General features: G+C 71.4%; 22 protein-coding genes. 12 read left to right on the top strand and 10 right to left on the bottom strand.

Annotated elements, in window-relative coordinates; genetic code table 11:
* Nucleotides 1–26 precede the first annotated feature (26 nt).
* Nucleotides 27–1,457, bottom strand: coding sequence for a cytosine permease (locus ACZ4UB_RS13250; protein ID WP_468070213.1), 1,431 nt, complete (start codon nucleotides 1,455–1,457; stop codon nucleotides 27–29).
* Nucleotides 1,458–1,613: 156 nt separating this feature from the next.
* Between ACZ4UB_RS13250 and ureA the strand changes: the two genes are divergently transcribed.
* The 6 genes from ureA to ACZ4UB_RS13220 all read left to right on the top strand — a co-directional run bounded on the left by ureA (nucleotide 1,614) and on the right by ACZ4UB_RS13220 (nucleotide 9,225).
* The gene (ureA, locus tag ACZ4UB_RS13245; protein ID WP_468070212.1) at nucleotides 1,614–2,351 is read left to right on the top strand and encodes an urease subunit gamma; all 738 of its coding nucleotides are present in this window, start codon (nucleotides 1,614–1,616) and stop codon (nucleotides 2,349–2,351) included.
* A gap of 47 nt (nucleotides 2,352–2,398) precedes the next feature.
* Entirely contained in the window at nucleotides 2,399–4,081 is a 1,683-nt protein-coding gene (locus tag ACZ4UB_RS13240; protein ID WP_468070295.1) for an urease subunit alpha, read from the top strand.
* Between the two features lie 55 nt (nucleotides 4,082–4,136).
* The gene (locus ACZ4UB_RS13235; RefSeq protein WP_468070211.1) at nucleotides 4,137–5,201 is read left to right on the top strand and encodes an agmatine deiminase family protein; all 1,065 of its coding nucleotides are present in this window, start codon (nucleotides 4,137–4,139) and stop codon (nucleotides 5,199–5,201) included.
* Nucleotides 5,202–5,228: 27 nt separating this feature from the next.
* A complete protein-coding gene (locus tag ACZ4UB_RS13230) occupies nucleotides 5,229–5,873 on the top strand; it encodes a TetR/AcrR family transcriptional regulator (protein ID WP_468070210.1) in 645 nt (214 codons plus the stop codon).
* A 295-nt stretch (nucleotides 5,874–6,168) separates the two neighbouring features.
* The gene (gene cimA, locus ACZ4UB_RS13225; RefSeq protein ID WP_354380043.1) at nucleotides 6,169–7,791 is read left to right on the top strand and encodes a citramalate synthase; all 1,623 of its coding nucleotides are present in this window, start codon (nucleotides 6,169–6,171) and stop codon (nucleotides 7,789–7,791) included.
* A 96-nt stretch (nucleotides 7,792–7,887) separates the two neighbouring features.
* A complete protein-coding gene (locus tag ACZ4UB_RS13220) occupies nucleotides 7,888–9,225 on the top strand; it encodes a hypothetical protein (protein WP_468070209.1) in 1,338 nt (445 codons plus the stop codon).
* A 64-nt stretch (nucleotides 9,226–9,289) separates the two neighbouring features.
* On the opposite strand, the gene ACZ4UB_RS13215 is transcribed toward ACZ4UB_RS13220, so the two are convergent.
* The gene (locus ACZ4UB_RS13215) at nucleotides 9,290–9,916 is read right to left on the bottom strand and encodes a YceI family protein (protein WP_468070208.1); all 627 of its coding nucleotides are present in this window, start codon (nucleotides 9,914–9,916) and stop codon (nucleotides 9,290–9,292) included.
* A gap of 278 nt (nucleotides 9,917–10,194) precedes the next feature.
* Here ACZ4UB_RS13215 and ACZ4UB_RS13210 point away from each other — a divergent pair, with 278 nt between their 5' ends.
* The gene (locus ACZ4UB_RS13210) at nucleotides 10,195–11,778 is read left to right on the top strand and encodes an acyl-CoA carboxylase subunit beta (protein ID WP_404004823.1); all 1,584 of its coding nucleotides are present in this window, start codon (nucleotides 10,195–10,197) and stop codon (nucleotides 11,776–11,778) included.
* A 23-nt stretch (nucleotides 11,779–11,801) separates the two neighbouring features.
* Nucleotides 11,802–12,005 (top strand): acyl-CoA carboxylase subunit epsilon, encoded by a 204-nt coding sequence (locus tag ACZ4UB_RS13205; RefSeq protein WP_468070207.1) that lies wholly within the window; start codon nucleotides 11,802–11,804, stop codon nucleotides 12,003–12,005.
* 102 nt (nucleotides 12,006–12,107) lie between these two features.
* On the opposite strand, the gene ACZ4UB_RS13200 is transcribed toward ACZ4UB_RS13205, so the two are convergent.
* The 8 genes from ACZ4UB_RS13200 to ACZ4UB_RS13165 all read right to left on the bottom strand — a co-directional run bounded on the left by ACZ4UB_RS13200 (nucleotide 12,108) and on the right by ACZ4UB_RS13165 (nucleotide 22,810).
* The gene (locus tag ACZ4UB_RS13200) at nucleotides 12,108–12,695 is read right to left on the bottom strand and encodes a GTP-binding protein (RefSeq protein WP_351048370.1); all 588 of its coding nucleotides are present in this window, start codon (nucleotides 12,693–12,695) and stop codon (nucleotides 12,108–12,110) included.
* Entirely contained in the window at nucleotides 12,676–13,263 is a 588-nt protein-coding gene (locus tag ACZ4UB_RS13195; RefSeq protein ID WP_468070206.1) for a DUF742 domain-containing protein, read from the bottom strand. The genes ACZ4UB_RS13200 and ACZ4UB_RS13195 overlap by 20 nt, the downstream gene beginning before the upstream one ends.
* A 93-nt stretch (nucleotides 13,264–13,356) precedes the next feature.
* On the bottom strand, nucleotides 13,357–13,770 hold the full coding sequence (locus ACZ4UB_RS13190) for a roadblock/LC7 domain-containing protein (RefSeq protein ID WP_319722215.1): 414 nt from the start codon (nucleotides 13,768–13,770) through the stop codon (nucleotides 13,357–13,359).
* A gap of 10 nt (nucleotides 13,771–13,780) precedes the next feature.
* Nucleotides 13,781–17,017: a sensor histidine kinase gene (locus ACZ4UB_RS13185; RefSeq protein WP_468070205.1), complete on the bottom strand. Its 3,237-nt coding sequence runs from the start codon at nucleotides 17,015–17,017 to the stop codon at nucleotides 13,781–13,783.
* A gap of 292 nt (nucleotides 17,018–17,309) precedes the next feature.
* Entirely contained in the window at nucleotides 17,310–17,897 is a 588-nt protein-coding gene (locus ACZ4UB_RS13180) for a GTP-binding protein (protein WP_283459846.1), read from the bottom strand.
* Nucleotides 17,878–18,273: a DUF742 domain-containing protein gene (locus ACZ4UB_RS13175; protein ID WP_330332826.1), complete on the bottom strand. Its 396-nt coding sequence runs from the start codon at nucleotides 18,271–18,273 to the stop codon at nucleotides 17,878–17,880. Before ACZ4UB_RS13175 ends, ACZ4UB_RS13180 begins: the two co-directional genes overlap by 20 nt.
* A gap of 148 nt (nucleotides 18,274–18,421) precedes the next feature.
* On the bottom strand, nucleotides 18,422–18,835 hold the full coding sequence (locus ACZ4UB_RS13170) for a roadblock/LC7 domain-containing protein (protein WP_008739864.1): 414 nt from the start codon (nucleotides 18,833–18,835) through the stop codon (nucleotides 18,422–18,424).
* A gap of 9 nt (nucleotides 18,836–18,844) precedes the next feature.
* On the bottom strand, nucleotides 18,845–22,810 hold the full coding sequence (locus ACZ4UB_RS13165) for a sensor histidine kinase (protein ID WP_468070204.1): 3,966 nt from the start codon (nucleotides 22,808–22,810) through the stop codon (nucleotides 18,845–18,847).
* Nucleotides 22,811–23,393: 583 nt separating this feature from the next.
* On the opposite strand from ACZ4UB_RS13165, the gene ACZ4UB_RS13160 reads away from it, so the two are divergent.
* The 4 genes from ACZ4UB_RS13160 to ACZ4UB_RS13145 form a co-directional block, all read left to right on the top strand.
* Nucleotides 23,394–23,588 carry a hypothetical protein gene (locus tag ACZ4UB_RS13160; protein WP_354380053.1) on the top strand — a complete coding sequence of 65 codons (195 nt, stop codon included), beginning with the start codon at nucleotides 23,394–23,396 and terminating at the stop codon, nucleotides 23,586–23,588.
* 134 nt (nucleotides 23,589–23,722) lie between these two features.
* Nucleotides 23,723–24,526 carry a fumarylacetoacetate hydrolase family protein gene (locus tag ACZ4UB_RS13155; protein WP_354380054.1) on the top strand — a complete coding sequence of 268 codons (804 nt, stop codon included), beginning with the start codon at nucleotides 23,723–23,725 and terminating at the stop codon, nucleotides 24,524–24,526.
* On the top strand, nucleotides 24,519–25,994 hold the full coding sequence (gene gltX / locus ACZ4UB_RS13150; protein ID WP_468070203.1) for a glutamate--tRNA ligase: 1,476 nt from the start codon (nucleotides 24,519–24,521) through the stop codon (nucleotides 25,992–25,994). Before ACZ4UB_RS13155 ends, gltX begins: the two co-directional genes overlap by 8 nt.
* A gap of 78 nt (nucleotides 25,995–26,072) precedes the next feature.
* Nucleotides 26,073–26,846: HAD family hydrolase (locus tag ACZ4UB_RS13145; protein ID WP_468070202.1), on the top strand; the 774-nt coding region annotated here is incomplete at its 3' end.

Raw genomic sequence — 26,846 nt, 5'->3', positions numbered from 1 at the left:
GGGCCGTCGTCGTCGGCGGTCGGGGCTCAGACGCCGGCCAGCTCCTCGGCGGCGGCCGCGGCGGCCGGGTCCCGGGCCGGTTCGGCGCGGGCGGTCAGCGCCGCGTAGACCAGGCCGCCGGCCAGGCCGGAGAAGATGAAGGAACAGTCCACCCCGCCGGTCAGGGCGAGCAGCGGGCCCTCGTAGAAGGGGGTGCTCACGGCGAGCAGGCCGACGCCCGCGCCGATCGCCCAGGAAGCGGTGGCGGCGAGGTTCCAGCCGCCGCGGTACCAGTAGATCCCGCCCACCGCACGGCGGTTGAAGACCTGGAGCGCGTCGGCGTCGTACCGGCCCCGGCACCGGAAGAAGCCGATCAGGGTGATCACGGCCCAGGGGGTGCCGAGCGCGGTCAGCACCAGGACGAAGGACGTCATCGCGGACTGCACGTTCCACTCGAAGGAGCCGACGAAGACGAAGGCGGTGGCGACGGCGGCGGCGATCACGGTGGCCCGGGTACGGGTGGCCCTGGGCACGATCGCGTCGAGGTCCAGGCCCATGGAGTAGAGCATCAGCCCGGCGTTGCCGACCGAGCCGGCCGCGGCGGCGGCGAGCAGCGGGACCAGGTACCAGAAGGGTGACGCGGCCACGAGGGGACCCGCGTAGTCATCGGCGCCCGCCCCCGCGGCGAGCGCGGTGTAGGTGCCGAACAGCTGCGGGATCAGCAGCCCGATCAGCAGGCCGAAGCCGGTGGCCCAGAACACCTTGCGGGGGCTGTGCGCGCGGGGGGAGACGTAGCGCGTGTAGTCGCCGAGCAGGGTGATGAAGGCGACCGGGCCGCTGAGCCCGGCGGCCACGGCGGCCAGCAGCCAGGTCGGCCAGAAGCCGCCCAGGAGGTAGGAGGTCTCCGCCGGGGCGGTGGTGAAGTCGGGGGCGTAGGCGAAGACGCCGATCGCCAGCAGGACCACCATGGCGACGGAGAGCACCTTGCTCATGCGCAGCAGGAGCCGGTAGCCGAAGACGGCCCCCACGACGGTGCAGGCGGCGAGCACGCCGTACATCGCGGCCCGCGAGACGCCGGTGTCCGGCAGTCCGGTGAGCCGGGACAGGGCGCCCACCATCACGTCGCCGCCGATCCACAGCGTCAGGGCGGTGTAGCCGAGCGAGAGCAGCAGGCCCACGACCGAGCCGACGAGCCGCCCGCGGACGCCGAACTGGGCGCCGCTGGAGGTGGAGAGGTTGGTCGCGGTCCGCAGCGAGACCAGTGCCAGCGGCGCGGTGACGGCGATTCCGACGATGGTGCCGGTCACGATGGCGGTGACCGACGGCCACAGGCCCAGTCCGAAGGACGGGGGCAGCCAGCCGAAGACGATCACACCGAGGCAGAGATTGGACCCGAGAAGGATCGAGATCAGGTCACGTGGACCGCTCGTTCGCTCCTCCTCCGGGATGGTGTCGACTCCGCGCTGTTCGATGGGCATGGGGGGACTCCCTTGGCAGGGCGGGGGGCGGCAACGCATTGTTTGAGCGCCATTCAATGTGACCTAAGCCCAGGTCTCAGGTCAATGCTTCATTGCCGAGAAATGAAGAGTTAGAGTGATGCTCTAACCCATCGACGCAAGAGGTGGTGGATCGACGTGCGGCTGACCCCTACGGAGCGTGACCGGCTGCTGCTCCGCAGCGCTGCGGAACTGGCCAGGGCCCGCCGGGCCCGCGGGCTCAAGCTCAACGTTCCCGAGGCCACGGCGCTCATCGCGGACACGGTCTGCGAGGCCGCGCGCGACGGCAAGCGACTGGCGGAGGCCATCGAGGAGGCCCGCTCCGTCCTCGGCCCCGACGACGTCCTGCCCGGCGTCAGCGACGTGGTCACCGAGGTGCACGTGGAGGCCGTCTTCGACGACGGGTCCCGCCTCGCGGTGGTCTCCGCCCCCATCCGGGGCGCCGTCGGCCTCGGCGAGCACGCCCCGGGCGCGGTCCTACCCGGCCCCGGCGCGCCCCGGCCGGAGCCCGTCGTGCGGCTGCGCGTGCGCAACACCGCCGCCGTGCCCGTCAGCGTCACCTCCCACTTCCACTTCTTCGAGGCGAACCCGCGCCTCGACTTCGACCGGGCCGCCGCCTACGGCATGCGGCTGTGCGTCCCCGCGGGCTCCTCGGTCCGCTTCGACCCCGGCGGCGCGGCCGAGGTCGGGCTGGTCCCGATCGGCGGCGAGCGGATCGCCGTCGGCTTCGCCGGGCTGGTCGACGGCCCCCTCGACGCCCCGGGCGCCAAGGCCGAGGCGCTGCGCCGCGCGGCCGCCTGCGGCTACCTCGGCACCGGGGACGGCGGCGCCGGAGCCACCGGAGCCGCCGACGGAGCGGACGGAGGGCGGGCGTGAGCAAGCAGACCCGGCACAGTGACCACTGCGCCCCCGGCAGCCGCCACATCGACCCCCACGAGTACGCCGGCGTCTTCGGCCCCCGGGCCGGGGACCGCGTGCGCCTGGGCGACAGCGGCCTCACCGTGCGGGTCGAGCACGACGCGCAGAAGCCGGGCGACGAGTTCCTGGCCGGCTTCGGCAAGACCGCCCGGGACGGCCTGCACCTGAAGGCCGCCGCGGTCCGCGAGACCTGCGACGTCGTCATCAGCAACGTCCTGGTCATCGACGCGGTCCTCGGCATCCGCAAGGTGTCCATCGGCATCCGCGAGGGCCGCATCCACGCGATCGGCCGGGCCGGCAACCCGGACACCCTCGACGGGGTGGACGTGGTGGTCGGCACCGGCACCTCCATCGTCTCCGGCGAGGGCCTGATCGCCACCGCCGGCGCCGTGGACACCCACGTCCACCTGCTCTCCCCGCGGATCATGGAGGCCTCGCTCGCGGCGGGCGTCACCACGATCATCGGCCAGGAGTTCGGCCCGGTCTGGGGCGTCGGCGTCAACTCCCCGTGGGCGCTGCGGCACGCCTTCAACGCCTTCGACGCCTGGCCCGTCAACATCGGCTTCCTGGCCCGCGGTTCCTCCTCCCACGACGCCCCCCTCGTCGAGGCCCTCGCCGAGGGCGGCGCCTGCGGATTCAAGGTCCACGAGGACATGGGCGCGCACACCCGCGCCCTGGACACCGCCCTGCGCGTGGCCGAGGAGTACGACGTCCAGGTCGCCCTGCACAGCGACGGCCTCAACGAGTGCCTCTCGGTCGAGGACACCCTGCGCGTCCTGGACGGGCGCACCATCCACGCCTTCCACATCGAGGGCTGCGGCGGCGGACACGTCCCCAACGTGCTCAAGATGGCGGGCGTCCCCCATGTCATCGGCTCCTCGACCAACCCGACCCTGCCCTTCGGCCGGGACGCGGTCGCCGAGCACTACGGCATGATCGTCTCCGTCCACGACCTCAAGCCCGACCTCCCGGGCGACGCGGCCATGGCCCGCGACCGGATCCGCGCGGGCACGATGGGGGCCGAGGACGTCCTGCACGACCTGGGCGCCATCGGCATCACCTCCTCCGACGCCCAGGGCATGGGCCGCGCGGGGGAGACCATCCGCCGCACCTTCGCCATGGCCGCCAAGATGAAGGGCGAGCTCGGCCCGCTGGAGGGCGACGGCGAGGGCGACGACAACGCCCGGGTGCTGCGCTACCTGGCCAAGCTGACCATCAACCCGGCCATCGCCCACGGCCTGGCCCACGAGATCGGCTCCATCGAGGTCGGCAAGCTCGCCGACATCGTGCTCTGGCGCCCGCAGTTCTTCGGCGCGAAGCCACAGCTCGTCCTCAAGTCCGGGTTCCCGGCCTACGGGGTCACCGGCGATCCGAACGCGGCCACCGACACCTGCGAACCCCTCGTCCTCGGGCCGCAGTTCGGCTCCCACGGCGCCACCGCCGCCGACATCTCCGTCGCCTTCGTCTCGGCGGCGGGGGCCGCCCTCGGCGGCGACGAGATGCCCACCCGCAGGCGCCGGGTCGCCGTCCGCGGCACCCGCGGCATCGGCCCCGCCGACCTGCTCCTCAACTCCCGGGTGGGCGCGGTCGATGTGGACGCGCGCAGCGGACTCGTCAGCCTCGACGGTGAACCGCTGCGCTCCGAAGCGGCCGACTCCGTCGCGCTGAACCGCCTCTACTTCCTCTGATCCGCCCCGCACCACCCCTTGCGCCCCGTCCCGCAGCCCGGAAGGACCTTCCGCCATGAACGCCACGCCCGCCACGCCCGCCAACGACGCCACGCCCGCCGCCGCCGGTTTCCGCATGCCCCCCGAGTGGGCCCCCCACGAGCGGACCTGGATGGCCTGGCCCAGCCCCAACCCGACCTTCACCAACGAGCAGGAGCTGGCCGAGGCCCGCCGGGCCTGGGGCGCCGTCGCCCGCGCCGTGCGCGACTTCGAACCGGTGACCCTGGTCGTCGCGCCCGGCGACGCCGACAGCGCCCGCGCCGTCGTAGGCGACGACGTCGAGCTGGTGGAGCGCGAGCTGGACGACGCCTGGATGCGGGACATCGGCCCGACCTTCGTCACCAACGACGCGGGCGAGCTGGCGGCCGTGGACTGGACCTTCAACGGCTGGGGCGCCCAGGAGTGGGCCCGCTGGGAGCACGACTCGAAGATCGCCCGGCACGTCTGCGACCTCGCCGGCGTCCGGACGTACAGCACCCCGCTCGTCAACGAGGGCGGCGCCATCCACGTCGACGGCGAGGGTACGGTCCTGCTCACCGACACCGTGCAGCTGGGCGCGGGCCGCAACCCCGGCTGGACCCGGGAGCAGGTCGAGCGGGAGGTCCACGCGCACCTGGGCACCACCAAGGCGATCTGGCTGCCCTACGGCCTCGCCGGTGACTACGGCACCTACGGCACCCAGGGCCACGTGGACATCGTCGCCGCCTTCGCCCGCCCCGGTGTGGTGCTCGTGCACACCCAGCCCGACCCCGCGCATCCCGACCACGAGCGCTGCAAGCTGATCGCGGCCCTGCTGCGCGGCCAGAGCGACGCCCGCGGGCGCCGGCTGGAGGTCGTCGAGGTCCCCGCGCCGACCGTGCTGGAGGAGGACGGCGAGTGGGTGGACTACTCCTACATCAACCACTACCTGTGCAACGACGGCGTGGTGCTGTGCTCCTTCGACGACCCGCGCGACGAGGAGGCCGCCGAGATCTTCCGCGGACTGTTCCCCGAGCGGACCGTGCGGCTGGTCGACGCGCGTACGATTTTCGCCGGGGGTGGCGGTATCCACTGCATCACCCAGCAGCAGCCGAAGGTGTGACCCGCGGCGGACGGTAAGGAGTGGCCCATGGCGGCCCCGGTAGTACGCGCGCGGAAGAACGCGCCGCCGCGCGAGGACGTGCTCGTCGCCGCCATGGCCATGATCGCCGAGCGCGGTCTGGAGGGCCTGACCATGGCCGGCCTGGGCCGCCAGGTCGGCATGAGCAGCGGCCACCTCCTCTACTACTTCCGCAGCAAGGACGAACTCCTGCTGCAGACCCTGGAGTGGAGCGAGTCCGCCCTCGGCGACGAGCGGCGCGGCCTGCTCTCCCGCCGCGGCCCGGCCCGCGAGCGGCTCCAGGCGTACGTCGACCTGTACGTGCCCGACGGCGCCCGCGACCCGCACTGGACCCTGTGGATGGAGGTCTGGAACCGCTCGCAGAACGCCGGACCCGAGGAACGCGACCGCCAGGCGGCCGTCGAGGGCGCCTGGCACCGCGACCTGGTGGCGCTGCTCGCCGAGGGAATCTCGCGCGGGGAGTTCCGCCCGGTGGACGCCGACCGCTTCGGCGCCCGGCTGCGCGCGCTGCTGGACGGGTTCAGCATCCAACTGGCCGTGGGCCTGCCCGGGATCGGGCGCGAGGACATCCTGACGCACGTCGGGGAGTTCCTCGACGAGTCGCTCCTGGCCGCCCCCCACCGACCCGCGGATGCCCGTTCGACCGGATCGTGAGACGGCCCGCTCGCGGGGCGGACGGTGTGGCAGACTGCGGACGTGCTTGCTCAGCCCATGATTATCGGCAGCAGCGCGCCGGTCCGCAGTGACCGCTGAGACCGTGGAAGAACTTCGCGGCAGCGGCATCGTGCCCCAGACCCGCGCGCAGACCTCTCGCACCCGCGAGGGGTTTTTTCGTTTCCCGGCCCCATTCCTGCCGGGAGCGGACCGCGCGCGATGATGGGGGCAAGCGACGGCGGCCTTCCCTCGGGCGGGCGTCCGGAGCCACTCATCCGACAGGAGTCAGATCAGCATGACGACGACAGAGGCGACAGCGGCGAGCGCGGTCCTCGACGACGGCTTCCACGTCTTCGACACCACCCTGCGCGACGGCGCGCAGCGCGAGGGCATCAACCTCACCGTCGCGGACAAGCTGACGATCGCCCGGCACCTGGACGACTTCGGGGTGGGCTTCATCGAAGGCGGCTGGCCCGGCGCCAACCCGCGCGACACCGAGTTCTTCGCCCGCGCCCGCAATGAGATCGACTTCCAGCACGCCCAGCTGGTCGCTTTCGGCGCGACCCGGCGCGCGGGCGGCTCGGCCGCCGAGGACCCGCAGGTCCGCGCCCTGCTGGAGTCCGGCGCCCCGGTCATCACCCTCGTGGCCAAGTCGCACGACCGGCACGTCGAGCTCGCCCTGCGCACCACCTTGGACGAGAACCTCGCCATGGTCCGCGACACCGTCTCCTACCTGCGCGAGCAGGGCCGGCGGGTGTTCGTCGACTGCGAGCACTTCTTCGACGGCTACCGCGCGAACGCCGCCTACGCCAAGGCGGTCGTGCGCGCCGCGCACGAGGCCGGCGCCGATGTGGTCATCCTCTGCGACACCAACGGCGGCATGCTGCCCGCCCAGGTGAGCGCCGTCGTCGCCACCGTCCTCGCCGACACCGGCGCGCGCCTGGGCATCCACGCCCAGGACGACACGGGCTGCGCGGTCGCCAACACGCTGGCCGCCGTCGACGCGGGCGCCACCCACGTGCAGTGCACGGCCAACGGCTACGGCGAGCGGGTCGGCAACGCCAACCTCTTCCCGGTGGTGGCCGCGCTGGAGATCAAGTACGGCCGCACCGTGCTCCCCGAGGGCGCGCTGGCCGAGATGACCCGGATCTCGCACGCCATCGCCGAGGTCGTCAACCTCACGCCCTCCACCCACCAGCCCTACGTCGGCGTCTCGGCCTTCGCGCACAAGGCGGGTCTGCACGCCTCGGCGATCAAGGTGGACCCGGACCTCTACCAGCACATCGACCCCGAGCGGGTCGGCAACACCATGCGGATGCTGGTCTCCGACATGGCCGGGCGGGCCTCGATCGAGCTCAAGGGCAAGGAGCTGGGCGTCGACCTCGGCGGGGACCGCGCGCTGGTCTCCCGGGTGGTGGAGCGGGTCAAGGAGCGCGAGCTGGCCGGCTACACCTTCGAGGCCGCCGACGCCTCCTTCGAGCTGCTGCTGCGGGCCGAGGTCGAGGGCCGGGCGCGCAAGTACTTCCGTACGGAGTCCTGGCGCGCGATCGTCGAGGACCGCCCCGACGGCACGCACGCCAACGAGGCCACGGTGAAGCTGTGGGCCAAGGGCGAGCGGATCGTCGCCACCGCGGAGGGCAACGGCCCGGTCAACGCCCTCGACCGGGCCCTGCGGGTGGCGCTGGAGCGCTTCTACCCCCAGCTCGCCAAGTTCGAGCTGATCGACTACAAGGTCCGCATCCTGGAGGGCAAGCACGGCACGGACTCCACGACCCGGGTGCTGATCTCCACCACCGACGGCCACCGCGAGTGGTCCACGGTGGGCGTGGGCACGAACGTGATCGCGGCGTCCTGGCAGGCACTGGAGGACGCCTTCACCTACGGCCTGCTGCACGCGGGCGTGGAGCCCGCGGAGTAGGTCCGGCGGACGGCCGACCGGGGGTCCGTGGGTGGACCCCCGGGGGCTTATGTCCTGCTCACACAGGAAACGACCGGTTCCGGTACCGTCGTGACCATGAGGACCAGGCTGATATCCGTACTTTCCGGTCTGCTGCTGGCCCTGTCTGCGACTGCCCTCGTGGTCGCGCCACAGGCCGCCGCGGCCACCGGACCCGCAGCCGTGGCGGAGGCCCTCAAGAAGGGCCCGGTCTACGTCGACCCCCGCGCCGAGGCGCAGCTCCCCAAGGACCGGGCGGACGCCCTGGCGAAGAAGATCAAGGACGCGGGCAAGCCCGTGTTCGTCGCGGTGCTGCCCGCCACCGCCGAGTTCCCGGCCGACAGCGTGCTGCGCACCGTCCGCACCGAGACCGGCATCACGGGGCTCTACGCCATCCGGCTCGGCGACGGCTTCAACGCCGCGGCCGACCGCACGGTCATGCCGGTCAATGCGGTCCGCAACCTCACCGACGCCGTCAAGGCGGGCGGTCCCGTCGACGCGGCCACCCAGCTCGACAACTTCGTCGACCAGGCCCTGTCCCAGACCAAGGGCCGCGCCCCGGCCTCCTGGGGCGGCGGCTCGGACGACGACGGCGGCGGCTCCGGTGCGCTGATCGGCCTGGGCGCGGTGGCGCTCGTGGGCGGCGGCGGCGCGTACGCACTGGTGCGCCGGGGCCGCAAGAAGAAGGAAGAGGCGGAGCGCGAGGCGGTCCGCAAGCTCTCCGTGGTCGTCGACGAGGACATCACGGCCTTCGGCGAGGAGCTGGACCGGCTGGACTTCCACCCCGGTGAGCCCGGGGCCGACGACGCCATGCGCAAGGACTACGAGCAGGGCCTGGACTCCTACGAGAAGGCCAAGCAGATCATGGCCTCGGTGCGGCACCCCGAAGAGGTGCGGGGCGTGACCCAGGCGCTGGAGGACGGCCGGTACGCACTGGCCTCGCTGGACGCGCGCCGTCAGGGCAGGCCCGTGCCCGAGCGTCGGGCGCCCTGCTTCTTCGACCCGCGCCACGGACCCAGCACCGCGGACGCCGACTGGGCCCCGGCCGGCGGGGCGCCCCGGACCGTCCCGGTCTGCGCGGCGGACGCCGTCCGGCTGCGCGACGGCCAGGACCCGGCGGTCCGTACGGTCGACACGGAGCACGGCCCGCGCCCCTACTACGACGCCGGCCCGGCGTACGGTCCCTGGGCCGGCGGATACTTCGGCGGCGGCATGTTGCCCGGGCTGCTCATGGGCACGATGCTCGGCTCGATGATGATGTCCGGTCCCGCCTACGCCTCCGACATGGGCGACGGCGGTTTCGACGGCGGGGACGTCTCGGGCGCCGACTTCAACCCCTCCGACTTCGGAGGGGGCGACTTCGGCGGGGGCGGCGGTTTCGACGGGGGCGGCGGCTTCGGCGGCGGGGACTTCTAGGAGGTCCTGGTCGAGGGGGGGACGGGCCGACCGGCCCGTTCCCCGCGCGCGGCCGCCCGCGGCATCAGCCCTGCTTGATCGCGGAGATGTCGAAGGTCAGCTTGACCTTGTCGCTGACCATCACACCGCCGGCCTCCAGGGCGGCGTTCCAGGTCAGGCCCCAGTCGGAGCGCAGGATCTCGGCGGAGCCCTCGAAGCCCACGCGCTCGTTGCCGTAGACGTCCTTGGCGGATCCACCGAACTCCAGATCGATGGAGAGCGGCCGGGTGACGTCCTTGATCGTCAGCTCGCCGGTGATGCGGTAGGCGTCGCCGGAGAGCGGGGCCGCCGCGGTGGAGCGGAAGGTCATCAGGGGGAAGGTCTCGGCGTCGAAGAAGTCTCCGGAGCGCAGGTGACCGTCGCGGTCGGCGATCCCGGTGTCGACCGAGGCGATCCGCACGTCGATGGAGGCCGTCGAGCGCGACGGGTCGGCGCCGTCCAGACGCAGGGTGCCCTCGTGGTCGGCGAAGGTGCCGCGGACGTTGGTCACCATGGCGTGGCGGACGGTGAAGCCGATGCGGCTGTGCGCGGCGTCGATGACGTAGTCACCGGTGAGCGCGGCCAGCGCCGGGTCGACGTCCAGCGTGGCGACCGCGGTCGACGTGCCGGCGGCGGGGGTGGTGTTCTGGCTGCGGCGGGTGAAGATTCCCATGACTCACTCCTCGGTTCTGGCGCCCGGTGGGAGCGCTTCTCGTTGAGGCCTTGTTGTTTAACCTTCAACGACATTGACGTTAGACCCATTCTGTTCAAATTTCAACATCTCGGGGTCGGGTCGCGCTGCTTTGTTATATCTCCACAAAGGACGAAGGTCCCAACTGGTGGAGTCCTCGCATGAGGCAAGCCATCTGTCCGGGCCGGACAGCGGATCGGGCCGGAGACTGTGCGGAACCAACGGAGGGTTTTCGGCGATCCGCTTCGTAAGGTCGGTACATGACCGTTGTGGACCAGACTTCGAGCGAGCCCACGGACGCACGTGGCCGGGTGGCCGAGCTGCACGACCTGCGGGAGCAGGCGCGGCGCGGACCCAGTGACCGTGCGACCGAGGCGCAGCATGCCAAGGGCAAGCTGACGGCGCGGGAGCGGATCGCGCTCCTGCTCGACGAAGGGTCCTTCAAGGAGGTCGAGCAGCTGCGTCGCCACCGTGCGACGGGCTTCGGCCTGGAGTCGAAGAAGCCCTACACCGACGGTGTGATCACGGGCTGGGGCACGGTCGAGGGCCGGACGGTCTTCGTCTACGCCCACGACTTCCGCATCTTCGGCGGCGCGCTGGGCGAGGCCCACGCGACGAAGATCCACAAGATCATGGACATGGCGATCGCGGCGGGTGCTCCGCTGGTGTCGCTGAACGACGGTGCGGGCGCCCGCATCCAGGAGGGCGTCTCGGCGCTCGCCGGATACGGCGGCATCTTCCAGCGCAACACCAGGGCCTCGGGCGTGATCCCGCAGATCTCGGTGATGCTGGGCCCGTGCGCGGGCGGCGCGGCGTACTCGCCGGCACTGACCGACTTCGTCTTCATGGTCCGCGACACCTCGCAGATGTTCATCACCGGCCCGGACGTGGTCCGCGCGGTGACCGGCGAGGAGATCTCGCAGAACGGTCTGGGCGGCGCCGACGTGCACGCGGAGACCTCGGGCGTCGCGCACTTCGCGTACGACGACGAGGAGACCTGCATCGCCGAGGTCCGCTACCTCATCTCGATGCTGCCCTCGAACAACCGGGAGAACCCGCCGGTCCACGAGAGCACGGACCCGGCCGACCGCCGCTCCGACGTGCTGCTGGACCTGGTGCCGGCGGACGGCAACCGTCCGTACGACATGCTCAAGGTCATCGAGGAGCTCGTCGACGAAGGCGACGTCCTGGAGATCCACGAGCGCTGGGCCCGCAACATCATCTGCGCGCTGGCGCGGATGGACGGCCAGGTCGTCGGCATCGTCGCCAACCAGCCCGGTCACCTCGCCGGCGTGCTGGACATCCACGCGTCGGAGAAGGCCGCACGGTTCGTGCAGCTGTGCGACGCCTTCAACATCCCGATCATCACGCTGCTGGACGTGCCCGGCTTCCTGCCGGGCGTGGACCAGGAGCACGGCGGGATCATCCGGCACGGCGCGAAGCTGCTGTACGCCTACTGCAACGCGACCGTGCCGCGGATCTCGCTCATCCTGCGCAAGGCGTACGGCGGTGCCTACATCGTCATGGACTCCCAGTCCATCGGTGCGGACATCACGTACGCGTGGCCGACCAACGAGATCGCCGTGATGGGCGCCGAGGGCGCCGCCAACGTGATCTTCCGCAAGCAGATCGCGGACGCCGAGGACCCCGAGGCGATGCGCGCGCGGATGGTCAAGGAGTACAAGTCCGAGCTGATGCACCCGTACTACGCGGCCGAACGCGGTCTCGTCGACGACGTCATCGACCCCGCCGAGACCCGCGAGACCCTCGTGGCCGCGCTCTCGATGCTCCGCAACAAGCACGCCGACCTGCCGTCGCGCAAGCACGGCAACCCGCCGCAGTAAGAAGTGAAGGAGACCTGCCACCCATGAGCATCAGCACCGGCACCCTGCTGCGCGTCGAAAAGGGCCACGCCGAGCCCGAGGAGCTGGCCGCGATCACCGCGATCCTGCTCGCCCGCGCCGCCGCCACCCCCGAGGCCGGCCCGGTCCGCACCACCGGCTCCACCGCCGGATGGCGCCGCCTGGAGCGCACCCCCGGCTTCCGCGCCCCGCACAGCTGGCAGGGCTAGTCGTTCGGGCGGGCCGCGCACCCCGCGGCCCGCACCGCGCACCACACGAAAGGCCCCCCGCACTCTTGCGAGTGCGGGGGGCCTTTCGTCGTCCTGCGGTGGCTACCGCAGGCGGGCCATCAGCGCGTGCTCGACGAGAGTGATCAGGGCACTCTTGGCGTCGCCGCGGTGGCGGGCGTCGGTGGTGATGATCGGCGCGTCGGGGCCGATCTGCAGGGCCTCGCGGACCTCTTCGGGGGTGTACGGCTGGTGCCCGTCGAAACCGTTCAGGGCGATCACGAAGGGGAGGCCGCTGTTCTCGAAGTAGTCGACGGCGGGGAAGCAGTCGGCGAGACGGCGGGTGTCCACGAGGACGACGGCGCCGATGGCGCCGCGCACGAGGTCGTCCCACATGAACCAGAAGCGGTCCTGCCCGGGGGTGCCGAACAGATACAGGATCAGGTCCTGGTCCAGGGTGATGCGGCCGAAGTCCATGGCGACCGTGGTGGTCGTCTTGTCCCCGGTGTGGGTGAGATCGTCGATCCCCGCGGAAGCGGACGTCATCACGGCTTCGGTGCGCAGCGGGTTGATCTCGGAGACGGCGCCCACGAACGTGGTCTTGCCCACGCCGAAGCCACCCGCCACCACGATCTTCGCGGAGGTGGTGGAGCGAGTCGCTCCGCCGCCGCCGCTAGAGCTTGCGAAGTCCACTGAGCACCCTTTCGAGCAGTGTCACGTCTGGCTGACCGCCGGCGGATTCGTCCCCGCCGGGCTGATGGATGGCGACAAGGCCCGCCTCCGCCAGGTCGGCGACGAGGATTCGGGCGACGCCGAGGGGAATGGAGAGCAGGGCCGAGATCTCGGCGACCGACTTGATCTCGATGCAGAGTCGGCAGATGCGCTGGTGCTCGGGCAACTGCCCTTGCAGGCGCGAGGGATCGGCCGTGGTGCTGACCAGTGCCTCGATGGCGAGCTGGTAGCGGGGCCGGGTCCGGCCGCCGGTCATGGCGTACGGACGCACCAGCGGGTTGTGCGCCTTGGGGGCCGGCGGCTGCGAAGGCCGCTGCGGCTGCTGGTGTTGCTGCGGGTGCTGCGGGGGCGTGTACGGCTGCTGCCGCTGCGGAGCCTGCGAGGGCTGTCCGTAGGGCTGCTGCGGGTAGGGCTGGTGCTCCGGCACGGGCCGGCTGGGAGTGGAAGGGAAGTTGAAGCGGTTCTGGTCGTGCCCACCCTGCGGCTGCTGCGCGCCGCCATAAGGATGTCCTCCGTGGGGTGTTGTCACGTTTCCTCCTCCGACTCCAAGAACGCAGTACTCCCTGTGGAACCGCGCCACCGCACCCTATGGTGCGATGGCGCGAAACGCACTGCCTGTCTGCTAGTTGAGAAGACTGCCCTGCAGCTCCGCGCGCAGGTCCGGGGTGAGGACGCTGCCCGCGCGATCCACGAGCAGGGCCATCTCGTAGCCCACCAGACCGATGTCGCACTCGGGGTGCGCGAGCACCGCGAGGGAGGATCCGTCGGACACCGACATGAGGAAGAGGAACCCGCGGTCCATCTCCACCACCGTCTGGTTGACGGCGCCGCCCTCGAAGATGCGCGAGGCACCCGCGGTCAGCGAGGTCAGTCCGGAGGCCACGGCCGCCAGCTGGTCGGCGCGGTCCCGCGGGAAGCCTTCCGACATGGCCAGAAGCAGGCCGTCGGCGGAGACCACGACGGTGTGGGACACCCCGGGGGTGTTGTCCACGAAGTTCGTGATCAACCAGTTCAGGTTCTGTGCCGCCTGGCTCATCGGGCTCACACTAACGCTCCTGGTCATAGCTGTTACTTGACTGCTCCGAACCCGCGGTGCGTCCCTGTTGGACACCGCGGCGCAGGTTGCTCAACCTGCCGCGGACGTCCTCCGGGGCGCGGGAGACCTGTGGGCCGCCCTGCGGAGTCGATTCCGCCGCGCCCTCGACCAGGTTGGCCTTGGGCACCCGCCGAGGGAGACCGGACGGGGTGACCCCGCCCGCCTTCGGCTCACGGAGCTTTCCGGCCTGCTGCCAACGCTCGTCATTGCGCGAGCGCCAGGAGTCGGGGCCTGGTGCTTCCTCCGGGGCCGTCTCCGTTTCGGCGGACTGCTGCTGTCGCTGCTGCCGCCCCTCGAAGAGGGATCCGGTGGACTCCGTTTCCTTCTGTGCCGGCTGCCACTGCTGCTGGCTGCCGCGACGCGGCAGGCCCGCTCCGGTCAGTGCGTGACCGGTGTCGGCAGCGGTGTCCGGACGGTCGAAGCCTACGCGCTCCGGGGCGGGTTCGGCACCGGCCGGTGATTCCGATTCGGTCCCGTAATCCTGCTGGTAGGCGGCCGGATAGGTGTTCTGTTCCGGCCACTCCGCCTGGTGGGACTGGGCATCGTAGCCACCCGCGTAGGGCTGTTCACCCTGCTGGTTGTCCTGGTACCCGTCTTCCGGATAGGCGTAACCGTCCTGCTGGTACGGCGCGTAGCCGGCCTGCTGGGGGTAGCCGTCGGGGGTGCCCTGGGCGCCCTGGGCGTCGTAGGCGGCGCTCTCGTAGCCCTGCTCGGGCTGCTGCTCGTACCCCTGGTACTGCTGGTAGCCGTGTTCAGGCTGGGGTTCCGCATACTCCTGCTGCGAGGGCTGCGCCTGCTGTTGCTGCTGCGGGAAGCCGACCTGGGCCTCCAGCGCGGCCCGGCGCTCGTCGCGGCTCAGCGAGCGGCCGACGGCGTCCAGCTCGCGCGGGGCGCCGTCCGGGTCGCCCCCGGGGGCCGGGCGGCGGTCGTACTGCGAGTCGTCGAAGCCGAGCTCGGCGGCCGTGCGCAGCGGCGTGCTCTGCTGGAGCTGGTGCTGCTCCGGGATCATCTGCGAGACGGTGAAGTCGTCGTCGGGTATGCCCTCGCCACCACCACCATGGGTGATCGCGTCCGGGAGCATGACCAGCGAGGTCGTACCGGCCTGCTCGCCCGAGGGGCGCAGCTGGACCCGGATGCCGTGCCGGTCCGACAGCCGCCCGACCACGAACAGACCCATGCGCTGCGAGATCGCGGCGTCCACGGTCGGCGGGTTGGCCAGCTTGTGGTTGATGTCCGCGAAGTCCTCGGCGGTGAGGCCGATGCCCTTGTCGTGGATCTCGATCATGACGCGGCCGTCGGGCAGTCGGGTCGCGTTGACGCGGACCTTCGTCTGCGGGGAGGAGAAGGTGGTGGCGTTCTCCAGCAGCTCGGCGAGCAGGTGCACGAGGTCGGTCACGGCCTGGCCGTGGATCTCGGCCTCGGAGACGCCCGACAGCTCGATGCGCTCGTACTGCTCCACCTCGGAGGAGGCGGCGCGCAGGACGTCGACCAGCGGGACCGGCTGGTCCCAGCGGCGGCCCGGTTCCTCACCCGCGAGGATGAGGAGGTTCTCGCCGTTGCGGCGCATACGGGTGGCCAGGTGGTCCAGCCGGAAGAGGTTCTCCAGCTGGTCCGGGTCGGCCTCGTTGTTCTCCAGGTCGGTGATGAGGGTCAGCTGGCCCTCGATCAGCGACTGGTTGCGCATGGAGAGGTTCGTGAAGATCGCGTTGACGTTGCCCCGCAGCAGGGCCTGCTCGGCGGCGAGCCGGACGGCCTCGCGGTGGACCTGGTCGAAGGCGCGGGCGACCTCGCCGATCTCGTCCTGGGAGTCGATCGGGATCGGCACGACGCGGGTGTCGACCTTGCCGGGGTCGGTGCGCGAGAGCTGGTCGACGAGCATCGGCAGGCGCTGCTCGGCGACGTCGAAGGCCGCGCTGCGCAGGCGGCGCATCGAGCGGCCCATCTGGCGGGCCATCATGCCCGCCAGGATGAAGGCGGCCAGCAGGGCCACGACGACGATGGCGCCGTTGGTGATGGCGGCGTTGCGGGCGTCGTCGGAGATGACGATGGTGTCGCTGACGGCCTTGTCGAGCAGGTCCTTCTCGACCTCGGCGTAGCCGTCGAACTTGGCGGTGGAGGCGGCCTGCCAGGCCAGCGGGGTGGTACCGCCCGCGGCGAGCTTGGTGTTCTTGTCGCCGCCGGCTATCGCCTCGGTCATGCCCGTCAGGGCGGAGCCGTTGACGACCGGCGGGGCCTTGAAGGGCGTCCCGGACTGCTGGGCCTGGTTCTGGGCCTCGGCGAGCTTGGCGGCGCCCGCGGCGGACCGCTTGCCCATGACCGTCTTGAGCTTCTCCGTGTCCTCCTCGGTACCGGCGGAGACGTACTCGCCGATCGCGATGTCTTCGAGGTAGGCGTAGGAGGAGAAGGCGACCAGCTGGGCCTTGCGGATCTCCTCGCTCTCGTTCGGGCGGACCAGGAGGTGGGTGCCGACCGAGCGCTGGAGCGAGTTCGCGGCCTTGGCCAGCTCGATCGCGTAGACCATGCGGCCGTAGCTCGTGATGTTTCCGGTGCCCAGACCCAGTTCGTTGGAGAACGACATGAGGTTGTGCTGCACCAGGACGTAGCCCTCTTCGGTCGGGATGGGCCCGGCCGACTTGGGGAGGTCCTTCTTCGCGGTCTCCGGAGCGGAGTACGCGGTCTTGCGGATGGCGTCGAGCTTGGGCTCCTCCTCCTGGAAGAGCTGGAGGCGGCGTTCGAGGCTCTGCTTCTTCGGCATGCCCTTGACGGCATCGGCGAACTTCGCCCTGGCCGCGTCGGTCGCCGCGTACGCCTTGGTGACCACCTCGCTGCCGCGGTCCCCCTTGAGGAGGGGCTCGGCGGTGAGGTCGCGCTCGTTGAGCAGCGCTTGGCCGTATTCGGCCGCTGCCTGGACGATGCGGGCCGTCTTCTCGGCGTCCTTGGCCTCGTTCCAGGTGTCGACCGAACCCTTCACCTGGAAGCCGCCCATGACCAGTCCGACGAGGACCGGGACGAGCAGGATGGCGTTCAGCTTGGTCGGCACGCGCCAGTTGCGGGGCGCGAACCTGCTGGTGCTGCCACCGCCGACGGGCGCGTCCACGGGCACGTCGAAGGACGCCCCCGCGCGCGGCGGCGGGGTGAAGTTGCCGCGCGCGGGTTCCTCCGCGGGGCTCGAATTGCTTCGCCTCACTCGACCAACAACCTCTCGGCGGTGCTACTAGCTAGTTCATTGATTCCAGCACGGTTAACGGCCGTGTTCCAAACAGTTGAATCCGGCCATACCTAGGGCCTTATGCCCCGCATAAACCGGACATAAAGAGCAACCGACGGGGAAAATGGGGGCAGTTGTGAACGGAGCGGAAGCAACCGACCGCAGGGCGTGTCCGGAGGGGGGCAATTCTCTGTCGAAACGTTATGAAAAGAAAGGGCGGGCCGTGTCGCATGACACAGCCCGCCCTGAACCCTCGGAGGGGACATCCGTGTTACTTGAGGCGCGCCATCAGCGCGTGCTCGACCAGCGTGATCAGCGCGCTCTTGGCGTCCGCGCGGTGGCGGGCGTCGGTGGTGATGATCGGCGCGTCGGGCCCGATCTGCAGGGCCTCGCGCACCTCTTCGGGGGTGTACGGCTGGTGCCCCTCGAAGCCGTTGAGCGCGACGACGAAGGGGAGGCCGCTGTTCTCGAAGTAGTCGACGGCGGGGAAGCAGTCGGCGAGACGGCGGGTGTCCACGAGCACGATCGCGCCGATGGCGCCGCGCACGAGGTCGTCCCACATGAACCAGAAGCGGTCCTGCCCGGGGGTGCCGAACAGGTACAGGATCAGGTCCTGGTCCAGGGTGATGCGGCCGAAGTCCATGGCGACCGTGGTGGTCGTCTTGTCCCCGGTGTGTGTCAGGTCGTCGATGCCCGCGGAAGCGGACGTCATCACGGCCTCGGTGCGCAGCGGGTTGATCTCGGAGACGGCGCCCACGAACGTGGTCTTGCCCACGCCGAAGCCACCCGCCACCACGATCTTCGCGGAGGTGGTGGAGCGGGTCGCTCCGCCGCCGCCGCTAGAGCTTGCGAAGTCCACTGAGCACCCTTTCGAGCAGCGTTACATCCGGCGTTCCGCCGGCCTCTCCATTGCCCGGCTGGTGGATGGCCACCATGCCGGCCTCCGCCAGGTCGGCGACGAGGATCCGGGCGACGCCGAGCGGCATCGACAGCAGCGCGGACACTTCCGCGACCGACTTGACCTCGCGGCACAGCGTGCAGATGCGCTGGTGCTCGGGAAGCAGGCCCGAGAGGTGCATCGGATCGGCGGTGGTGCTGACCAGTGCCTCGATGGCGAGCTGGTAGCGGGGCCGGGTCCGGCCGCCGGTCATCGCGTAAGGGCGGACCAGCGGCTGATCGCCTTCCGAGTACGACGGGTCGCCGTAGTGATCGGAATAGGCGGGGGGCGGGGTCATGAATCCTCCGGGCTGGACAGCAGTGGTCAACGTGCCGTCCGACGGGGCCGGTGGGGGGACGGGATGACGGCCAAACGGCGGTACTGGGTTCCGGGGTGGGGCCCCGTTCTCCCGGCCGGCAGTACCCGCCGGCCGGGAGATCTGGACGTCAGATGAGGAGGCTGCCCTGCAGTTCCGCGCGCAGGTCCGGGGTGAGGACGCTGCCCGCGCGGTCCACGAGCAGGGCCATTTCGTAGCCCACGAGGCCGATGTCGCACTCGGGGTGCGCCAGCACGGCCAGCGAGGATCCGTCGGAGACGGACATGAGGAAGAGGAATCCCCGGTCCATCTCCACCACGGTCTGGTTGACGGCGCCGCCCTCGAAGATGCGGGAGGCGCCGGCGGTCAGCGAGGTCAGCCCGGAGGCCACCGCGGCGAGCTGGTCGGCCCGGTCCCGGGGGAAGCCCTCGGACATGGCCAGAAGGAGGCCGTCGGCGGAGACCACCACGGTGTGGGACACCCCGGGGGTGTTGTCCACGAAGTTCGTGATCAACCAGTTCAGGTTCTGTGCCGCCTGGCTCATCGAACTCAACTATCGCTCCTGCTGGTAAGTGGGGTCGATGTGGTAACTGCCGGTCGCCGGACCGGTGGTGCCGGCCTGACGGCCCTGCTGGATACCGCGCCGGAGATTGGTGAGTCGGCCGCGGACGTCGTCCGGGGCGCGCGAGACCTGCGGACCCGCCTGGGCCTCGGCCTGCTGCTGCGCGGTACCCGCCACGAGATTGGCGCGGGGCACCCGACGGGGCAGGCCCGAGGTGGTGATCCCGCCCGCGGCGGGCTGGCGCACGCGCTCGGCCTGCCGCATCAGCTCGTCGTTGGGGGAGGAGCGCCAGCTCACCGTGGGCGAACCGGGCGCCGGGTGCTGCGCGGACTGCTCGCCCGCACGCTCCTGGCCGCGCTGCGGCAGCGGCTGCTGCGGGGAAGCGGGGACCGGCGTGGGGCCGGTCGGCAGCCCCTGCTGCGGCTGCTGGGGTACGGCCGGCACCGGACCGGAGGGCTGCTCGCCCTCCTGGCGGAACCAGTTCGACTCCAGGTTGTCGAAGAGCGGGGTCCGGGCCTCGCCCAGCGGCTGGGCCGGGGGCAGCGCCTCCGGCTGGCGGGACTGGGGCGGGCGCGGGGCCTCGCCCCGGGCGCCCGGTACGGGCCCCCCGAGCGGCTGCTGCGCCTGCGGGGCCTGGTACTGCTGCGGAGCCTGGGGCGCCTGCTGGGCGCCCTGGTCGCCGTAGCCGCCGACACCGGGACCACCGGTCCGCGGGGCCGCGAAGTCGGGCCGCGCGAACTGGCCGGTGGACGCCGGGTCCTGGGCGGCGGGGAACTCCGGGCGGGCGAACTGGCCCGTGCCGGAGGGGTCCTGGGGCCCGCGCATGTCGGCCCGCTCGAACTGGCCCGTCCCGGACTGCGGGAAGTCGGGCCGCGCGAACTGGCCGGTGGTGGAGGTGTCCTGGGTGCCCGGGAAGGCCGGGCGCGGGAACTGGCCCGTACCGGAGGGGTCCTGGTTGCCCGGGAAGTCGGGGCGCGCGAACTGGCCGGTGGACGCCGGGTCCTGGGGACCGGGGAACTCCGGGCGGGCGAACTGGCCCGTCGTGGAAGCGTTCCCGGAACCGGGCATCGGGGCGTTGTAGTCCGGGCGGGCGAACTCGGCCGTGGAGCCGGGGCCCTGGACCTCGTCGTGCCCGCGCGGCACGTCCGGGCCACCACGGCGGCCCGGGTCGGCGCCCCAGCTGGCGCTCGGCGGCAGCCCGGCGGAGGCGGCGGTGCCGGCGCCCGGGAGCTCCGGACGCGGCGCGCCACCGCGCGGCGGCAGCTGCGGCCGCACCCGCGGGGTCACCGGTCCGCCCTGACCCGGCGCCTGGGGCTGCGGACGCTCGAAGCCGTTGCCGCCCTGCGCCGAGGGGCCGAACGGGTCGTTCTGCGGGAAGGCCGCGGTACCGGACTGCGTGGCACCGGTCGGGGCCGCGCCCGGACGGGCCTGGGGCCCGCCGGCGCCGCCGCGACCGCCCGCCGGAGCACCGGCGCCGAAGGCGTTCGGGCCCTGCGGGGCCTGGCCGCGGCCGCCCTGCTGGCCCTGCTGTCCCTGGGGACGCTGCTGGCCGGAGTTCTCGCGACCGGGCAGCGCGGCGCGCTGACCGCCGCCCGCGACCTGACCGCGCTGCGGGGCCGCGCCCACCGGGGGACGGGCGCCCGTACCGGAGACCGCTCCCTGCTGGCCGGCCGCACCCGGGATGCCCGGGCCGCCCTGGCCCGGCATCGGAGCGGGCTTCTTGCCGCCCTGGGCCACATCGACCGGGAGCATGACGAGTGCCGTCGTACCGCCGGAGTCGGAGGGGCGCAGCTGGATCCGGATGCCGTGTCGCAGGGACAGGCGGCCGACCACGAACAGACCCATGCGGCGCGAGACCGAGACGTCCACGGTCGGCGGCGAGGCGAGGCGCTCGTTGATCGCGGCGAGGTCCTCGGGGGAGAGGCCGATGCCGGTGTCGTGGATCTCGACCAGCACGCGCCCGTCGGGCAGCGCGTGGCCGGTCACCTTGACCTTGGTCTGCGGGGAGGAGAACGAGGTGGCGTTCTCCAGCAGCTCGGCGAGCAGGTGCACGAGGTCGTTGACGACGCGGCCGGCGACGTCGGTGCCGGGCACCGACGAGAGTTCGATGCGCTCGTACTGCTCCACCTCGGACGCCGCGGCGCGGAGCACGTCGACGAGCGGGACGGGGCGGGTCCACCGGCGGCCCGGCTCCTCGCCCGCGAGGACGAGGAGGTTTTCGCCGTTACGGCGCATGCGGGTCGCGAGGTGGTCGAGCTTGAAGAGCGAGGACAGCTGGTCCGGGTCGGCCTCGCGCGACTCCAGCTCGGAGATGAGCGAGAGCTGGCGCTGGATGAGGCCCTGCGAACGGCGCGAGAGGTTGGTGAACATCGCGTTGACGTTGCCCCGGAGGAGGGCCTGCTCGGCGGCGAGGCGGACGGCCTCGCGGTGCACGTCGTCGAAGGCCGCGGCCACCTGGCCGATCTCGTCGCGCGAGTGCACACCGACCGACTCCACGGAGGTGTCGACGTCCTGCGGGTCGGTCTCCGAGAGCTGCTTGACCAGCTCGGGCAGGCGTTCCTGGGCGACCCGGGTCGCGGTGTCCTGCAGGCGGCGCAGCGAGCGGATCATGGAGCGGGCCATGACGAAGGCGCCGACGAGGGAGACGCCGAGGACGAGGAGGATCAGCGCACCGTTGATGATGGCGTCCTGCTGCGACTCGGTCTTGAGCTCGCGGGCCTTCTGCTCCATGTCGTCGAGCAGGGTCAGCTCGATGACCTTCATGGCCGCGAGCTTGGTGTCGTCGGCGTCGTACCAGTCCATCCAGGACCGGTTCTTCTCCTTGCCGAACTGGCCCTCGGTGGTCAGCACGCGGCGGGCGTAGTGGTCGGCGGTGCCGATCTCGCTGTTGCCGTCGCCGAGCGACTGGAGGAGTTCCTCCGGCTTGCCCTGGTAGACGAGTTCGAAGGTCTTCTTCGCCTGGCTCTCGCCGCGCTGGGCGGCCAGGGCGTACAGACGGTCGTTCTCGCTGAGCTTGCCGGGCTTGTCACCGGTCTCGGGCAGCGCCGCGGCGATGACCGCGCGCTGGATCGAGGCGTACTCCTTGGCGGAGGAGAAGGCGGCCAGGGCGCGCGTGCGCTTGATCATCTCCGGGCTGGAGGTGGCCTGGGCCATGTCCTGGGAGAGCGAGAGCAGCGAGACGATGAGGCCGTTGTACTCGGAGACCGTCTGCTGGGCGCTGTTCTGGTACGCCTTCTTGCGGATGTCCTCGATGCCGGCGAGCTGGCGGCCGATCTGCAGGACGTTGTTGCGGATCGACTTGAGGGTGTCGTCCTTGTCCTCGGCGCTGTCGATCTTGTCGGTGGCGCTGGCGAAGGCGGTCGCCGCGGCGTCCGTCTGGTCGCGCACACCGGCGACGAGGCTGTTGGCCGGGGCCGGGGTCCCGCCCGTGTTGGCGGCCGCGGCGGCCTTGGCCACCGACAGCGGACCGGCCGACTTGTCGCGCTCCTCCTGGAGCGCGGCGGCCAGGTTGGTGGCCTGCCGGGTCATCGTCGTCAGCAGCTGCATGTGGTCCAGCTGCGCGATGTCGTTCATCGAGTCGTTGATGCGGAAGCCACCGAGCGTGGTGGCGGCAACGACGGGCAGGGTCAGCAGCGACACCAGTCGCGTGCTGATGCGCCAGTTCTGCAGGGCGAGCCGGGAGCCGGGCCCACTGGGGGCCTTCGGTATCGCCTGGTCCCGCTCGGCGGACTCCTCCAGGGCGGTCTTGCCGGTCGCCTTGGCCTTCGTCTTCGCTTTCGCCTTCGGGCCCTTGCCCCGGCCCTTCGCCTTACCGGCGGGGGGCGTGTCGGGGCCACCCGTGCCACCGGCAGCCGGCCCGTGGTTCTGGGCGTGCTGGGGCGAGGAGCCACGGTCGGTCCCGCTGCGCGGCTCCTGCTCCGCCGCAGCGCTGCCATCCCTCTTGAAACGTCCCTGCACTAGCTCGCAACCTCTGGACCAGGCGTCCCGCCGGGAGACCGGTGGGACGGTGTCGAGTCGTGGGGCACTGACGGCCCCATGGTGGTCGTCGGTGACCGGCGCGTGTCCCTCTCCTTGCCACCGCAGCTCGGCGCTTGGTCGCGCCGCTTGCACCGGCTGATTCCCGCGGCGGTCCCGCGAATTCCAGCACAGTGCCGGATCTCCAACAAGGTGCGAGGGTTCCCTCGGAGAGTCGGTGACGGCTTGTGACAAAGGCACTACCGGATGTGGAGTCTCTTTCGGGGCGAACCGGACTTTACCTGTGTAATCGCTATGATCCACTAGGTGTCCCAGTCGCCATGATCGGGAGCGGAATGGCGCATTCAGTGGCGCAATGTCCGTTTCTGGCACTTGAATTGACTGACCGTATTGACCGGAATGCCCGGTCGTAGGTGAGCAAACTCACACAGCCATGGCCATTACTTCCCGGTTCCTCGGGGGATTCAGATGTTTAGCCTGGCCCTTTACAGGGATGGCACGCCCGACAACCGGCGCCCACGAGGTGCGTCCGGCCCACACATCGACCAAGGGTTCCGACACTCCGATGAGCACGCAGAAGACGACGATGATGTTCCGCAACATAGCCAACCCGCGCCGCACCACCCTCGCGCACCTCAAGGACGCCGAGGAGCTGCAGGCGGTTGAGACGCCGGAGCACTCGGTCGACCTGCCCACGCAGACCGCGAACCCGCGCCGCACCGTGCTGATGGACGCCCCGGTGGCCTCCGCGGCGCAGTAGCCCCGCACCGCGCACCGACCCCGCACCGCGGGGGAATCACGCGAAGTGCCCCGGTCCGCCGCGTTAGCCTGGAGTCCGCAGACTCCGGCCCACTCGGGCCACCCAGTGGACGGACAGAGGGGCAGACGCAACACGTGCGCATCGCCAGGTTCTCGATCGACGGAAATGTCGCCTTCGGCGCGGTCGAGGGCGACGCAGCCCCCGGCGCCGAGGGCGGGCTCGTCCTCGACATCATCAAGGGCATCCCGTACGGGGACTTCGAGCTGTCGGGCACGAAGGTCCCGCTCGACCCGTCCTCCCGGGACCGGGTCCGGCTGCTCCCGCCCGTCCTGCCCAGCAAGATCGTGGCCATCGGCCGCAACTACGCCGAGCACGCCGCGGAGCTGGGCAACGCGGTGCCCGACGCCCCGATCACCTTCTTCAAGCCCTCCACCTCGGTGGTGGGCCCCGGTGACCCGATCGCGTACCCCTCCTTCTCCCAGGACGTCCACCACGAGGCCGAGCTGGCCGTGGTGATCGGCCGCATGTGCCGCGACGTCCCGCGCGAGCGCGTCAAGGACGTCATCCTCGGCTACACCTGCGCCAACGACCTCACCGCGCGCGACGTCCAGCAGCGCGAGAAGCAGTGGGCCCGGGCCAAGGGTTTCGACGGAGCCTGCCCCCTCGGTCCCTGGATCGAGACCGACCTCGACCCGAGCGACCTGGCCATCCAGTGCACCGTGAACGGCGAACAGCGCCAGCTCGGCCGCACCAGTGACATGGTCCGCTCCATCGAGGACCTGATCGTGCACATCACCGAGGCCATGACGCTGCTCCCGGGCGACGTCATCCTCACGGGGACCCCGGCCGGAGTCGGCCCCCTCAACGTCGGCGACGAGGTCGCCGTCACCATCGAAGGCATCGGCACTCTCACCAACAAGGTGATCAAGCGTGGTTAACGGACCTGTCCGCGTACGTTTCTGTCCCTCCCCGACCGGCAACCCCCACGTGGGCCTGGTCCGCACAGCCCTCTTCAACTGGGCGTTCGCCCGCCACCACGGCGGCACGTTCGTCTTCCGCATCGAGGACACCGACGCGGCCCGCGACTCCGAGGAGTCCTACGGCCAGCTCCTGGACTCGCTGCGCTGGCTCGGCTTCACCTGGGACGAGGGCCCCGAGGTGGGCGGCCCGCACGCCCCGTACCGCCAGTCCGAGCGCATGGACATCTACGCGGACGTCGCGAAGAAGCTCAAGGACGGCGGCTACGCCTACGACTGCTACTGCACCACGGAGGAGCTGGACGCGCGCCGCGACGCCGCCCGCGCCGCCGGCAAGCCCTCCGGCTACGACGGCCACTGCCGCGACCTGAGCGCCGAGCGGGTGGCGGCGTACCAGGCCGAGGGCCGCGCCTCGATCGTCCGCTTCCGGATGCCCGACGAGACCATCACCTTCACGGACCTGGTCCGCGGCGAGATCTCCGTCACCCCCGAGAACGTGCCGGACTTCGGCATCGTCCGGGCCAACGGCGCTCCGCTGTACACCCTGGTCAACCCGGTCGACGACGCGCTGATGGAGATCACGCACGTGCTGCGCGGCGAGGACCTGCTGTCCTCCACCCCGCGCCAGATCGCCCTCTACGGCGCCCTGATCGAGCTCGGCATCGCGAAGGCGGTCCCGGCCTTCGGGCACCTGCCGTACGTGATGGGCGAGGGCAACAAGAAGCTCTCCAAGCGCGACCCGGAGTCCTCGCTCAACCTCTACCGCGAGCGCGGCTTCCTCCCCGAGGGCCTGCTGAACTACCTCTCGCTGCTCGGCTGGTCCTTCTCCAAGGACCAGGACGTCTTCTCGATCGAGGAGATGGTGGCGAAGTTCGACATCCCGGACGTCAACGCCAACCCGGCGCGCTTCGACCTCAAGAAGGCCGAGTCGATCAACGGCGACCACATCCGCATGCTGGACGTGAAGGACTTCGCCGACGCCTGCACCCCTTGGCTGCGCGCCCCGCACGCCCCGTGGGCCCCCGAGGCCTTCGACCAGGCGGCCTGGGAGGCCATCGCCCCCCACGCGCAGACCCGCATGGCGGTCCTGTCGGAGATCACGGCCAACGTCGACTTCCTCTTCCTCGACGAGCCGGTCTGCGACCAGCCCTCGTGGGACAAGGCGATGAAGGGCGAGCCGGCGGCCCTGCTGACCACGGCGCGCGCCAACCTGGAGGCGGCGAACTGGAGCGACCCCGAGTCGCTCAAGCAGGCCGTCCTGACGGCGGGCGAGGCCCACGGCCTCAAGCTCGGCAAGGCGCAGGCCCCGGTCCGCGTCGCGGTCACCGGCCGCACCGTCGGTCTCCCGCTCTTCGAGTCCCTGGAGATCCTGGGCAAGGACAAGTCCCTGTCCCGCATCGACGCGGCGCTGGCGAAGCTGTCCGCGTAGCACCACCTCGCACTCCTCCCCGGGGGCGGTAGCCGTAAAGGCTGCCGCCCCCGAGGTGCTGCGGCGTAGGGTCGGGGCATGCCGATACGCGCGGTGCTGTGGGACATCGACGACACGCTCTTCGACTACACCGGGGCCGACACGGCCGGGCTCCGGGCGCACCTGGAGCGGGAGGGGCTCGCCGAGCGGTACGGGGCGCCGCACGAGGCGCTGGCGCTGTGGCGGGCGCACACCGACCGCCACTGGGCGCGCTTCGCCGCCGGGGAGGTCGACTTCCAGGAGCAGCGCCGGGAGCGGGTGCGGGACTTCCTCGGGCAGCCGGAGCTGGACGCCGCGGGGGCCGACGCGTGGTTCGGCCGCTACGTCGAGCACTACAAGGCGGCCTGGGCCGTCTTCCCGGACGTGTTGCCCGTACTGGACGCCCTGGCCCACAGCCACCGGCACGGCGTGCTCTCCAACTCCTCCCTCGCCAACCAGGACCCCAAGCTGCGCGACCTGGGCCTGCGCGAACGCTTCGAGGTCCTGGTGTGCGCCGCCGAGCTGGGGGTCAGCAAACCCGACGCGGCGGCCTTCCTGGCGGCCTGTGCGGCGATGGGGCTGGCTCCGGGGGAGGTGGTCTACGTGGGGGACCAGCCGGAGATCGACGCCCGTGGGGCGCGCGACGCGGGGCTGATCGCGGTCTGGCTCGACCGGGACGGCGGTAGCGAACCCGGGCGGGGGGGGGGGGGGGGGGGGGGGGGGGGGGGGGGGGGGGGGGGTGGGGGGCCGGGGGGGGGGGGGGGGGGGGGGCGCCACCCGACTGAGCAGAGGAAAGGTCGTCTGGTTCGAGCTGGCGCTGCCGGGGGCGGCGCC

The organism is Streptomyces sp. NPDC028419, from assembly GCF_055565515.1.
Note: the sequence above shows the minus strand (reverse complement) of the source record. Positions and strands in the feature narration are given on the sequence as shown.

Excerpts from the sequence above, each read along its gene's own strand:
- ACZ4UB_RS13220 (WP_468070209.1), top strand. The coding sequence starts at position 7,888 with ATGAGGACCAGGCTGATATCCGTACTTTCCGGTCTGCTGCTGGCCCTG.
- ACZ4UB_RS13210 (WP_404004823.1), top strand. The coding sequence starts at position 10,195 with ATGACCGTTGTGGACCAGACTTCGAGCGAGCCCACGGACGCACGTGGC.
- ACZ4UB_RS13250 (WP_468070213.1), bottom strand. The coding sequence starts at position 1,457 with ATGCCCATCGAACAGCGCGGAGTCGACACCATCCCGGAGGAGGAGCGA.
- ACZ4UB_RS13170 (WP_008739864.1), bottom strand. The coding sequence starts at position 18,835 with ATGAGCCAGGCGGCACAGAACCTGAACTGGTTGATCACGAACTTCGTG.
- ACZ4UB_RS13190 (WP_319722215.1), bottom strand. The coding sequence starts at position 13,770 with ATGAGCCAGGCGGCACAGAACCTGAACTGGTTGATCACGAACTTCGTG.
- ACZ4UB_RS13205 (WP_468070207.1), top strand. The coding sequence starts at position 11,802 with ATGAGCATCAGCACCGGCACCCTGCTGCGCGTCGAAAAGGGCCACGCC.
- ACZ4UB_RS13160 (WP_354380053.1), top strand. The coding sequence starts at position 23,394 with ATGAGCACGCAGAAGACGACGATGATGTTCCGCAACATAGCCAACCCG.
- cimA (WP_354380043.1), top strand. The coding sequence starts at position 6,169 with ATGACGACGACAGAGGCGACAGCGGCGAGCGCGGTCCTCGACGACGGC.
- ACZ4UB_RS13175 (WP_330332826.1), bottom strand. The coding sequence starts at position 18,273 with ATGACCCCGCCCCCCGCCTATTCCGATCACTACGGCGACCCGTCGTAC.
- ACZ4UB_RS13235 (WP_468070211.1), top strand. The coding sequence starts at position 4,137 with ATGAACGCCACGCCCGCCACGCCCGCCAACGACGCCACGCCCGCCGCC.
- ACZ4UB_RS13230 (WP_468070210.1), top strand. The coding sequence starts at position 5,229 with ATGGCGGCCCCGGTAGTACGCGCGCGGAAGAACGCGCCGCCGCGCGAG.
- ACZ4UB_RS13215 (WP_468070208.1), bottom strand. The coding sequence starts at position 9,916 with ATGGGAATCTTCACCCGCCGCAGCCAGAACACCACCCCCGCCGCCGGC.